We start from the raw sequence: 12,245 nt of genomic DNA, 5'->3' as shown, positions 1-12,245 counted from the left end.
CCATCGCCGCGGCGATGGTGTCCGAGGGCGACGTGCGCGAACCCGATGCGGGCGTCGCTCGCCCCGTACGTCAGCCACAGCGCGCCCCCGTGCAGCAGGCCTCCGCGGGAGTACACGACGTTGGGCACGTACTCCTCACGCTCGGTCTCATCCGGCGTGAGGAGCGTGCCCGGCAGCGCGGCGATGACCCGGTGCGGCTCGTCGAGGGAGCATCAGCGCGCCGATGCCGTAGCCGCGCATCGGGCCGACACCGTGGGTCAGCACGAGCGAACAGCGCCATTCCCTTGCTGGCGGCGGCAGGCCCGCGCGGGGGCGTGACCTCGAAGCGCGGAAGTCGTCGCTTGCGAGCATGCGCGAGCTGATGTGCCGCCCGTCATAGGCGGTGTAGGTCGCCCGGTAGCCAGGGCGCGCCGTCCTCTCCCTGGACCCTCACGAAGCGGGCGTCCTCCATCCCGTTGCTCTCCGCCGCGTTGGCGGGCCAGAGCACCCGCCGTGGCCCACGGCCAGCGGTCCCGGGCGGTCGGCGACGGTGAGGTCGGTGCCAGGCCCGATCAGCGCCGTGGCGAAGCCGATGGACGACAGGTGGCCCTCGCCGATCTGCCGCACGCTGATCACCACGCGGAGCTCGGCGCCTCCACTCGCCGAAGATAAAAGCTTCCTTGACAAATAAGTTTGTCGGTGGGACGGTATTCACACGCTCGAAGGGACGCCGATCGAAGCCCGGCAAGGGTCACGGTCCGGCGGCGCGGAGAGCGGCGAGCCGATCAACGAAGATCAACGGTCGGAGGGCATGACGGCGCCACGGAGCCGCCCGTCCGCCCGCCCGGCCGGATAGCAGGGAAAGGCGCAGTCCGCCTGCGTCACGACCCGCTTTGTCGCGGACCACCGATCACGAAGGAATGTGCGATGAATGCGAACCTCGAGGCCGGCCCGGGTTCACGGGCCGGGCGGCGTGAATGGATCGGGCTGGCGGTGCTGGCCCTGCCCACCCTGCTGCTGTCGCTGGACATCAGCGTGCTGTACCTGGCCCTGCCGCACCTGAGCGCCGGGCTCGGCGCCGACTCCACCCAGCAACTGTGGATCCTGGACATCTACTCGTTCATGCTCGCCGGGTTCCTGGTCACCATGGGCACCCTGGGCGACCGGATCGGCCGCCGCAAACTCCTGCTCACCGGCGCCGCCGCGTTCGGCGTGGCCTCCATCCTGGCCGCCTACTCGGTCAACCCGCAGATGCTCATCGCCTCCCGCGCCCTGCTCGGCATCGCCGGCGCCACCCTGATGCCCTCCACCATGGCCCTGATCCGCAACATGTTCAAAGACCCCAAACAGATGGGCTCGGCCATCGGTGTATGGTTCGCCTGCTTCATGGGCGGCATGACCCTGGGCCCCCTGATCGGCGGCCTGCTGCTGGAGCACTTCTGGTGGGGCTCGGCCTTCCTGCTCGGCGTCCCCGTCATGATCATGCTGCTCGTCGTCGGCCCCCGCCTGCTCCCCGAATACCGCGACCCCAACCCCGGACGCCTCGACCTGGCCAGCGTCGCCCTGTCCCTGGCCGCGATCCTGCCCGCCATCTACGGCCTCAAAGAACTCGCCCGCACCGGCCCCCACCCCACCCCCCTGGCCGCCCTGGCCGTCGGCATCGCCATCGCCATCGTGTTCGTCCTGCGCCAGCGCACCCTGCGGAACCCTCTGCTGGACGTACGACTGTTCGCCAACCGGTTCTTCAGCTCCGCCATGGGCGTCGGCCTGCTCGCCGGCATCGTCATGGCCGGCACCACCCTGCTGTCCAGCCTCTACCTGCAAACCGTCCAAGGCCTCGGCCCCATGAACGCCGGCCTGTGGCTCCTGCCCCAGAACATCGCCATGGTCATCGGCTCCATGGCCGCCCCCGCCCTGGCCCGCACCATCCGCCCCGCCTACGTCATCGCCGCCGGCCTGCTCCTGGCCGCCACCGGACTGATCATCCACACCCAGGTCCCCGTCACCGGCGGCCTGCCCTACCTCATCACCGGCCTCGTCCTGGCCTCCTTCGGCATCGCCTTCCCCATGTCCCTCACCATGAACCTCGTCATGGGCGCCGTACCCCCCCACAAGGCCGGCTCCGTCGCCTCCATCAGCCAAACCAGCGGCGAATTGGGCGTCGCCATGGGCGTCGCCGCCCTGGGCAGCCTGGCCACCTTCGTCTACCGCACCGACCTCACCACCCACCTACCCGCCGGCCTGCCCACCACCGCCGCCCACACCGCCACAGAAAGCATCACCGCCGCCCTGGCCACCGCCCAGCACCTCACCGGACAACTCGCCACCGACCTCACCACCACCGCCCAGACCGCCTACACCACCGGCCTCAACATCGTCGCCGCTCTCGGCGCCACCATCTTCATCGCCCTCGCCATCATCTCCGCGACCATCCTGCGCAACACCAACCAACCCACCACCCCCGACCAGCCCACCCCCGACCAGCCCACCCAGCAGTCCACCGAGCAGCCCGTCCTGGCCACCACGACCACCACCCACAACGACCACACCCCCGCCAGGGACGACCACCCCGTCCTGGCCACCATCGACTAGCCCCCACCCTCCAGCCGGAGCTGGGCCGCCACGGAACCACCCGTGACCGCCCAGCTCCTTCCATGTGCCCGGCAGGCCGACATCGCGCCGACGCCGAGGCGCTGCGCACCTGGCTGGCCGGGCACGCCGAGGTCGACCTGCCCCACCGGTACCCCGGCGGATGCCGGGGGATCGGCTGTGCCGAGTCGTGCGCGGGTCAGGGGCGCTTGGTCTCCAGCTCCACGGTCTCCTCCACGGTGATCGGGCGGGCCGTACGGAGCGCGGGGTCGAGCGGGCGCAGGTAGGTCTGCCGCACTCCCGGCACCCGGTCCTCGATGACGAAGGTGGCCCTGGTGTACGCCTCGGACCCGGGGGCCTGGACGTGCGGCACCACCCGGAAGTCCGAGGTCATCAGGTCGCGCTCGATCTTCGTCATCACGTAGCCGCGCTGGTTGTTGTAGAACTTCAGATGCGGGTTGATGGCGAGGTACGGGTGCGCGGCGGGGTCGGAGTCCGATCCGTTGCCGCCGGTGCTGATCGAGGTGGCGACCAGCTCGGACCCGACCGAGGGACCGGTCGGGTCGTCGTAGTCGAGCTTCAGGTCGCTGGCCCAGTGCGCGTGGACGTCGCCGGTGAGCACGACGGGGTTGCGAACCTTCGCGTCCACCCATCCCTGGGTGATCCGCCGGCGGGAGGCGACGTAGCCGTCCCAGGCGTCCTGGCTGGTCACTTTGGCCGGTCCGGCGTTGTTGTCGCGCTGGGCGAAGAAGACCTGCTGGCCGATGACGTCCCACTGGGCGCGGGATTCGCGGAAGCCGTTCAGCAGCCACGCCTCCTGCGCGGCCCCGGTGATCGAGCGGGCCGGGTCCACGGCCGCCGGGCAGTCGTCGTAGCCGTCGCCGCAGCCCTGGTCGTCGCGGTACTGCCGGGTGTCGAGCATGTGGAAGGTGGCGAGGCGCCCCCACCGGATCCGCCGGTAAAGCTGCATGTCGATGCCGTGCGGGATGGAGGTGCGCCGCAGCGGCATGTTCTCGTAGTACGCGCGGAAGGCGGCCTCGCGGCGCGCGAGGAAGTTCGGCTGGGGATTCTCTGGCACCTCGTCGGCCCAGTTGTTGTCGACCTCGTGGTCGTCCCAGACGACCAGCCACGGCGCCGCGGCGTGCGCGGCCTGCAGGTCCGGGTCGGCCTTGTACTGCGCGTGCCGCTGCCGGTAGTTGGCCAGCGTCTCGGTCTCGGGGCCCTCGTGGTCGCGGACGTTGCCGCCGGGGACGGTGTAGGTGTCCTTGGTGTACTCGTACTGGTAGTCGCCCAGGTGCAGGACGAGGTCCGGGCGGTCCTCCGCCAGGCGCCGGTACGAGGTGAAGTAGCCGTGCTCGTACTGGGCGCAGGAGACGAACGCCATGGTGAGCGCACCGCCGTAGGAGAGCGGGTGCGGGGCGGTCCTGGCCCGGCCGGCGGGCGAGACGTACGGTCCGACGCGGAAGCGGTACCAGTACTCGCGGTCGTGGGAGAGGCCGTCCACCTCCACGTGGACGCTGTGACCCCATTCGGGTGCGGCCATGGCCACGCCCGCGCGCACCGCGCGACGGCACCGCGCGTCGGAGTACACCTGCCAGAGCACCGGGAACGGGCGCGAGGGCATGCCGCCCAGGCCGTCCTCGGCCAGCGGCTGGGGGGCCAGGCGCGTCCAGATGACGAAGCCGGTGGGGTCGGGGTCGCCCGAGGCGACGCCGAGCGTGAAGGGGTCGCTCCGCAGGCCCCTTCCTGCCAGGCTCTGCGCGGTCTCCGCGGCGGGGTCGGGTTCGGCGAGGGCGGCGGTCGCGGGGATGGTGGCGACCGCGCCCGCGGCCAGCCCGGTCACGAGGAACGATCTTCGGTCGAGGTGCGACACCGGAGCTCCCAAGAAGATCAGGGGTGAGGGACGCTCGTAGCCTCGCCAAGGATCATGACTCTGCGGTTAACACCACAAGTCATGAAAAAGGCGACATCTTCCACCTTGGACACCTGTTCTGGCGATTTCCTACCATCAGGGCGGCGACGCACCGCCGTCACCTGCGGAGCTAGGGCATGGACGCCGGTAAACGCACGTTACCGGTGCTCTCCGGGCAGTCTCGCGCGCCTGGCCGCACGGCATGCCTCTCGATATCACCTGCAGTTCTTTACTGATATGTCTGGCACGGCGGCGGCAGGCCTCCCCGTATGACGAGGATTAGCGGTCCCGAGAACTGACCGAATTGCGGGAGTACCTCCCAGCCGCATATTCCGCCGATATGGTTTTCGTCTGGCAGGTACGAAGGCCTGAACGGTCACCCCCTGAGCCCCCGACCTGCGAATGTGCCTGGAATGTCCTCTTTGTTGAGAAATAGGGCTCGGATTCTGGTGTGCCGATGAATTTTGGGAGGGGAGTGCCGTGCAGGGAGCAGCAGGCCCGGACGCGGAGGAAGTCGGGGACGAATTCCTTCCCAGAGGGATTCAGTACCTGGTCAAGCAGATCGACGCCTTCGCGGTAAGGCGGCCGAACAATCGCCGGCTTCCGGTCATCCTGCTGAAACGCGACTCCCGCCCCACCATGACCGAGCCCGTGGCCGACACCACGGCGACCCAGATGATCGTGAGGTACCGCGACCGGCTCCGCCGCCGATCCACGGACCTCGTGGGCCTCGTCCCGCACGCGTTCATCGACGACGCAGGGTTACCCCGAGGACGTGCCGGCGGCCAGGACGGAGCGGGCGAGCCCGAGACGCACATCGTCCTCCTCAAGAGGATGGCCAAGCAGCTGGAGCGCTCGATGCCTCCCGGGAGCGGCAGGCTCCGGCTCCCTCGCTTCCACACCTGCCTCAAGATCCTCAACACCACCGCAGGGGACGGACCCGCGCCCCGCCGCCGGCTGCGCGACCGGCTCTACGAGGACCTCGCCGAAAGGAGGCCCTGGCTCGGCGTCCTCGCGAAACTGGCCGACGCCCAGGGGAAGAACGCCCTCACGGGCTTCCCCCTGAGGGTGTTCGAGATGCTCGTCGTCGGGCTGCCACGGTGGGTGTACGGGGTCTGGCTCAGCCGGGGCAGGGCCTGGCGCTGGGTCGGCCCTGAGCTCAGGATCCCCGGTGGTGACTTCCTCAAGGTGGCCCTGGAGATCGCCGAGGACGGCGACTTCAGGGACGACGACGCCCTCGTCCAGCGGATCCTGCTGATGGCCCTGCTGCGCGACCTCGACAAGGCGGTCCGGCCCTCACGGTTCTGGATCTACCGCGCGCGGCGACCGTGGCCCTTCGTCCTCCTGCTCGGCTCGGTCGGCGACGAGGACACCCCCAGCCGGAGCTTCCTCGACACCTACGTCGGCGCCGCCCCCGCCGAGACCTCCTCACCGCTGATGGTGCTTGGGGCGGTCACCGGGAAGGTCCCCTCCTACGCCGTGCCGATCACGCCCGATCCCCGCTCCAGGCGCCCCAGCAACATCGCCGACCAGGTGCGCGACCTGTACACCGGACGCTCCGCCGACCTGTCGGCCGAAGGCGTGTACCTCGTGCCGCTCTCCCATGAGGACGACGACGCGGCGGCCAGGCAGTGGCTCCGCACGCACTTCGAGGTCCCGGCCAGGGCCGCAGGCGGCGGGGACTACGTACGTCCCGTCCTGTCGTTGCTGGTGCCGGTGGTGCTGGTGGCGGCGGGGCTGGGGCTCTTCGTCGTCAACCGGCAACCGTCTCCGTGTCACCCCGTGGCCACCGGTGAGGTCGTGGGCGTGACCGACGGGCGCGAATGCACGCTCGCCGCCCCGGGTCCCGAAGGCCTCGAACTTCGGGAGCTGGAGAAGGCCGTCGCCAGGCAGAACGCCCTGGTCGACCTCAACGCCCCCTACAGGTCCGTCGTCTTCTTCGCGCCGCTGAGCGTGAGCCCGCGGACGGGCGACACCGCGCCGAACGGCCTCCAGAGCCTGCGCGGGGCGGTCACCGCGCAGTCCCAGGTGAACGGCCGCGACGGCAAGTACCAGATGCGGATCCGCCTTCTCATCGCCAACGCCGGCCAGTACTTCACCTACGGAGCGAGCAACCCACGGGGGCCGGACGTCGCCCAGGAGATCATCAGCAGGGTGGACAAGGACCACATCGCCGCGGTCATCGGCATCACGCAGAGCCGGCCCGCCTCGCTCGAAGCGGTCAAGGAGCTCGACGCGGCGCAGATCCCCGTCGTGGGAAGCTCGGTGACGGGCAGCAAGATGGTGGACTACGAGTCCCCGTCCCGCTACTTCCAGGTGTCACCGCCCAACAGCCGGATCGCCCAGGTCATGGCCGAGTTCGCGCGGCACTCCGAGCAGGTGCGAAACGCGGACGCCCCCGCGCCGAGGGCGGTGGTCGTGGTGTACGACCCGCACGACGGATTCTTCAGCACCGACCTGAAGGACAAGTTCGCCGAGTACTACCGCGGGGCCGACATCGAGCCCATCGCCTATTCGGAGCAGGAGGACGGCCAGCGGACCTCCGACGTGGCCCGCGCCGTCTGCGGCGGCGTCCGGTCGTCGCGGGGCTTCGTGGTCTACGCGGGGCGCTCGGCGGTGATGCCCGACCTGTTCAACGCCATGCAGGACACCGCCGAGTGCCACCAGAAGCGAGGGAGACTCATCGTGATCGCGGAGAGCACGGCGGCCAAGTTCCTCGACCATCCCGACCTTCTGGCCAAGGACTACCCCTTCCTCTCCCTGTACTACGTGGCCTTCAACGCGAGCGGCACCGTGCACGGCCAGGACGGCTACGGCCGGTTCTCCAAGCAGTTCAGCGACCTGTTCAGGAACAACAAGGCCAACAGCGACGCGGCGGGAGGTTACGACGCCCTCAACGTGGTCTCCAAGGTGATCAACCTCGTCTATCCGCAGTACCCGGACGCGAACTTCCGGCCCAGCGAGGTGTACGCGCAGCTCGCCAACCCGGGGGTTCCCAATTACCTGGGAGCCTCGGGAGTCCTCAGCCTCGGCGGTGGACACAAGTACCCGCTCAACAAGGCGGTGTACATGCTCCAGCCCAAGGCGGACGGAACGGTCGTCACCCTGATGGCGTGCGGCCTTCTTCCCGACCAGGAAAATCCGTCCGCCTGGGGGCCGGCGGGAAACAGGTTTCCCTGCCCAAAGGAGGAATGAACGCGCTAGCCCTTGTACGGCCACTTCCGGTCGGTGGCATCACCCGGGCCCCATCCGGAAGCCATTTCGCGGATCTCGTTGCGTGATGGGAAAGGTTCGGACGAGCGGCCGGCGATCGCGAGGTCTCGCGCCCGGGGTGACGGCTGACGTGCTTCCATCGGTGTTACCCCCTCTGCTCGGATCGGACATCGGAACGTGCGATGGCACCCTGAACGCCGGAGAACGTGCCCAGCACGACCGGCCTAAACATGCCGGTGCGTTCTGTGGGCCAGGTCACACCAATGCGGACGGCCGCATGACGGTTAACGGCCGGGGCCTCGACGATCCATCACCTGGTGGAGGTGAAGAACAGCGGGCTGGTCCGTACTTCGTGGCCGTCAGCCTGCGCCGCGTGCACGTACAGGGTGCTGTCCCCCGAGGGCGGGCGGACCGACAGCTCTCCCGCGGGGGTCGACGGGGGACGGGCGAGATCGGCGCGGGCTCGCAGCGGTGCGGTCGCGCCCGTAGGAACGAGGTGCGCGGTCGGCGACCCGGCGCGCCCCGCGCCGGCGCGTCCTGGAGATCACGGGCGCCGACCCGCGCCGTACGGTCGCCCTCGTCCACCGGCATGACTGACCGGAGTCGCCGGCGGCGCGCGCGTTCTTCACCTTCGCCACCGACCTCCTGTCCGCTTCCTGATCCGGTCTCGAACAACCTGGGCGGAACCCTGGAAATCGCAGATTGTTGCGCCATTCATCTCATTCTCGAAATTCGGTGCCACGGAGCGCCGCTCAGCGCGCGGGCTGGAAAGTCCCTTTGGTCCGATTGAGGGGAGAGAACCGCGTTCCCAGGCAAAGTCCGCCACGCCGTCGCGGCCTTTCGTCGGCCCCGGGGGTGTCCTGCCCGCTCAGGTCATCGAGCAGCGACTTCCGTGGCCGGTGAATCGGGCAAAAAAGCAGGTACGGATCCGGTGTAAAGCGTACGGATCGACATTGCTGTTAACTCAGATTCATTTGAGCGTCGGCCCATAATCATTGCCGCTGTCTGACTCTTCCCCGCCCTTATACCTGTTCAGCCATTGGGTACTCTCTGAGCGGTCACATTCAGTAATCACCGCTGAACAGAAGGTCTGTGAGTGGACTTCTGCGGCGATGATTCGTACAGGGAGAAGTCACACATGATTCGCCGTCTTCTGGTCATTTCGGCATGCGCCGGCATGGCCATCATCGCTCCTGCCGCCATGGCCTCCGCCGACGCGGCCAAGCCTGCGAAGACCTCCAAGGGCGCCATCGCCGACTGCTGCCCGTGCGGCCCGGCTGTCATTCCCACGGTCGTCCCCACGGTCGTCGGCGCCGGGTGCGGCGCTTACGGCCTCGGCGGTGGCTACGGCTACGGCCTCGGCGGCGGGTACGGCCTCGGCGGTGGCTACGGCTACGGCGCGGGTTACGGCGCCGGTTACGGTGGCGGTTACGGCGGCGGCTTCGGCTACGGCGCCGGGTACGGCTCCGGCGGCGGTGTCGGCTACGGAGTGGGCGTGGGTCACGGCGGTGGCCTCGGCCTCGGCCTCGGCCTGGGTCTTGGCCTCGGCCTCTGACTCGCGTCATAGCGACAAAGGCGGCGCTCCCCGGACTTCGGCCCGTGGCGGCGTCGCCTTTTCGCATGTCCCGGTAACGACAGTGCCGGTACCGCCGGCCGGTGGCCGGCGGTACCGGTGTCAGAGGCGCGCGATCACCTGGTGGCTATCGGCCGCCGTTGGGACGCGGCACTGTTCCGATGTTCGTCATGTTCGGCGCCTGCGCACCGAGTCCGGGCACCTGACCTGCGAGTACCGGTGCAAGCGCGTTCGGTCCAGGCTGGATGGGCTCCTCGTGCAAGGGACGCGGGCCGGGATGCGGGCCGGGGTGGGGCCCAGGGCGCGGGCCGGGACGCGGGTGCGGATACGGATACGGACGCGGGTACGGGTAGGGATACGGGCGAGGGTACGGGTACGGGTACGGATTGACATACGGGCCGGGGTATGTCGGGTATGTCGGGTATGGCGGATAGGTGCCATACGGCCACCCGGTGCCGTTGGCGGGGACGCATTCGTACTGCGGGCAGGGCGTCGTGAAGCACTGCTTGGGCGAGTACACGCAGACGTAGCCGGGCGGACACGTCACGTCGCCGCATCCGAGCCGCGAGCACGTGAGCTGCGAGGCGGAACTCGTCGAAGTACTTGCAGTCGTCGAAGTGGTGGCAGCCGTGGCCTGCGTCGCCGAGCCGGCCGATGCGAAGTGTGCCGTGTCAGCCGACGCGGCCGATCCAGAGAACGACAGCCCGGCCGCGAGGGCCGTGGCGATAAACGCTATGCGGATCTTCATGAAACCTCGAATTCCCTTCTTGAGCTTCCCGGCTGAATCCACCGGAGATTATGTGGATTCATGGGGCATCTCGTGCACAGGCCTCTCGACCTACCGAGATCATCGCATTAAGGGGTCGCTTTTCATCGGCTGCGCGGGCATCGCCGTGGTCAGGAAACGGTCAGGACGGCGGCGCGAATACCTGCCCGCGCGGCCGTCCTGATCGTTTCTGAGAGATCCGCTCGACTACCACTCGCTTTCGCGAATGCCTGTCGCTGCTATCACCTTTTTGGCATGAATGTGCTGATCTAATAGACCTTCAAATACTTTGTCGCACTACCCCATGCCGCTGATGTTCTCGGGGTCGATGACGAAGATCACGCGTTCCTGGTCGCGACCTCCGTACCAGGGGTACGGCGTGCCGAGGTACTTCTTGGCGAGCATCTCGATGTGGTCGACGGCGCCGTCGGCGGTGACCTCGAGCACCCGGCCCCGAACCTGAAAGTAGCGCGAGGGATTCTCCGGGTCGGAGACGGCGACGGCCACGCGCGGGTCCCGCTCGATGTTCCTGGTCTTCACGTGGCTCCGCACGCTGTTGATCAGCACGTGCTGCCCGTCGGTGTCGACCCAGGTCTGGGTCACCTGCGGAGAACCATCGGCCATCGAGGTGGCGATGTAGCAGATGCTCGGCCGTTGCAGCAACGCCACCAGCTCTTCGGTAAGTTTCACAGCGCTCTCTCGACAGTCGGACGCGGCTGCTTGTCTCCAGCCGCCCAGCCCGAGCAGCCTACTCGCCACCCCTTGACCGGAACCTCGGCCGATCACGCGTCCACGGCGAGGGCGTGGTGGCCTTCCTGCAATATCTGCGCGTCGCGATTGTCGCCGCGACCGCCCCACTTGTGGTGAGCCGGCCGCGAGTCCCCCCCTCGACACCGATGGCGAACGCTCCGCGTGGACGCCGCACTGGATCTCGTCGTCGGGGACTGTCGGCAGGGGAGGGCCTGGGCCCGCTGGCCACCAGGCACGCAGACCGCTGAGCGCTGCTCATTCGACCTGCGTTGGGACATCGCGAGCACTTGCTGTAGCGGCCGCCCCGCGCGTACGGGGTCGTGACGGCCTCCAGGCGAAGCTCAAGATGGCCCCGTCATCGACGCGAGGCCTTTCCGCTGTGTCGGCAGGCTCCCGGCCTTCCTAGGCTTTGCGAGCGAGGCCGCAGAAAGCGTCCACAGGGTCAGGGGCGCCGAAAGGAGTGGCTTCAGGGCGCCACTGGGAGGTCGGCACCACCCCCGGCTCCAGAATCTGAAGACCGTCGAAGAACCGCTCGATCTGCTCGGGCGTGCGGGAGACGTACGGATCGCCGCCCTTCTCATTGGAGATTTCGATGGCCTCATCCCGCGCCGAGCCGTGTACGACGCTGGTGCCGTCGTTGAGGGCCAAGTAACTACCCGAAGGAAGCTTGTCCAGTAGACGGCGCACGATCTGGTAGGCCTGCTCGTCGTCGACGACGTTGCCCATGATGCCCAGCATCATCAACGCGATCGGCTGGGTGAAGTCCAGGATCTCGGCGGCCTTGGCAAGGATCTTTTCGGGGTCGCGTACGTCCGCGTCGATGTAGGCGCACTTGCCCTCAACGCTGCTGTTCAGCAGCGCCTGCGCGTGGACCAGCACAAGAGGGTCATTGTCGATGTAGACGATCCGGCACTCGGGCGCGATCCGCTGGGCGACCTCATGAGTGTTGTCGTGGGTAGGCAGCCCCGTACCGATATCCAGGAACTGCCGGATCCCGGCCTCACCTACCAGATAGCGCACCACACGGCCGAGGAAGGCCCTCGAATGGCGAGCGACGTCAAGAATGTTGGGGAACACCTCGATAATCTTGTCACCGACATCCCGGTCGATCGGATAGTAGTCCTTCCCGCCGATCCAGTAGTTCCACATCCGCGCCGAGTTCGGCCGAGCGGTGTCGATTTGGGGGAAAGTGCCCTCTGTCACGAAAAGCATCCTCTTCCGTCGCAGGATAGGAGTCAATCAGCAACCGCGGAAGCCGAACGGCTCCTCCCCGAACGAGGAAGCGGCCTGCCGACCCGGTGGTCAAGTCACGGCGACGCACCCCGCAACACCCGCCGTGTTGCCGGCTTCATCCCCTGCCTCCTTCCCATCAGGACAACCTCAGGCCGCTCACGTTCACCTGCCTGCGGTAAGAGTCGCTGAGGCAACGCAGCGTGAATCTTCCATGGCGCAAGGACAGGTCA

At 68.2% G+C, this 12,245-nt stretch carries 7 protein-coding genes; 4 read left to right on the top strand and 3 right to left on the bottom strand.

Going from position 1 to position 12,245, the window contains the following annotated elements; all coding sequences use genetic code 11:
* Positions 1–906: 906 nt before the first annotated feature.
* Positions 907–2,571 carry an MFS transporter gene (locus tag AB0O34_RS27305; protein ID WP_363920050.1) on the top strand — a complete coding sequence of 555 codons (1,665 nt, stop codon included), beginning with the start codon at positions 907–909 and terminating at the stop codon, positions 2,569–2,571.
* A 196-nt stretch (positions 2,572–2,767) separates the two neighbouring features.
* Here the strand turns inward: AB0O34_RS27305 and AB0O34_RS27300 are convergent, their stop codons facing one another.
* The gene (locus AB0O34_RS27300) at positions 2,768–4,441 is read right to left on the bottom strand and encodes an alkaline phosphatase D family protein (RefSeq protein ID WP_363920048.1); all 1,674 of its coding nucleotides are present in this window, start codon (positions 4,439–4,441) and stop codon (positions 2,768–2,770) included.
* Between the two features lie 519 nt (positions 4,442–4,960).
* On the opposite strand from AB0O34_RS27300, the gene AB0O34_RS27295 reads away from it, so the two are divergent.
* From AB0O34_RS27295 to AB0O34_RS27285, 3 genes are all read left to right on the top strand, one after another.
* The gene (locus AB0O34_RS27295; RefSeq protein ID WP_363920046.1) at positions 4,961–7,675 is read left to right on the top strand and encodes a hypothetical protein; all 2,715 of its coding nucleotides are present in this window, start codon (positions 4,961–4,963) and stop codon (positions 7,673–7,675) included.
* Between the two features lie 1,156 nt (positions 7,676–8,831).
* Entirely contained in the window at positions 8,832–9,248 is a 417-nt protein-coding gene (locus tag AB0O34_RS27290) for a hypothetical protein (RefSeq protein ID WP_363920044.1), read from the top strand.
* Positions 9,249–9,838: 590 nt separating this feature from the next.
* Complete coding sequence (locus AB0O34_RS27285; protein ID WP_363920042.1) at positions 9,839–10,216, top strand: hypothetical protein; 378 nt, start codon at positions 9,839–9,841, stop codon at positions 10,214–10,216.
* Between the two features lie 113 nt (positions 10,217–10,329).
* On the opposite strand, the gene AB0O34_RS27280 is transcribed toward AB0O34_RS27285, so the two are convergent.
* Complete coding sequence (locus tag AB0O34_RS27280) at positions 10,330–10,722, bottom strand: PPOX class F420-dependent oxidoreductase (RefSeq protein WP_363920040.1); 393 nt, start codon at positions 10,720–10,722, stop codon at positions 10,330–10,332.
* Between the two features lie 462 nt (positions 10,723–11,184).
* The gene (locus AB0O34_RS27275) at positions 11,185–11,985 is read right to left on the bottom strand and encodes an SAM-dependent methyltransferase (RefSeq protein ID WP_363920038.1); all 801 of its coding nucleotides are present in this window, start codon (positions 11,983–11,985) and stop codon (positions 11,185–11,187) included.
* Positions 11,986–12,245 lie beyond the last annotated feature (260 nt).

It is taken from the genome of Sphaerisporangium sp. NPDC088356 (assembly GCF_040685555.1).
Taxonomy (GTDB): domain Bacteria; phylum Actinomycetota; class Actinomycetes; order Streptosporangiales; family Streptosporangiaceae; genus Sphaerisporangium.
Note: the sequence above shows the minus strand (reverse complement) of the source record. Positions and strands in the feature narration are given on the sequence as shown.

What these genes read in the sequence shown, in the direction of transcription:
- AB0O34_RS27305 (WP_363920050.1), top strand. Translation starts at nt 907, where the DNA reads ATGAATGCGAACCTCGAGGCCGGCCCGGGTTCACGGGCCGGGCGGCGT.
- AB0O34_RS27290 (WP_363920044.1), top strand. Translation starts at nt 8,832, where the DNA reads ATGATTCGCCGTCTTCTGGTCATTTCGGCATGCGCCGGCATGGCCATC.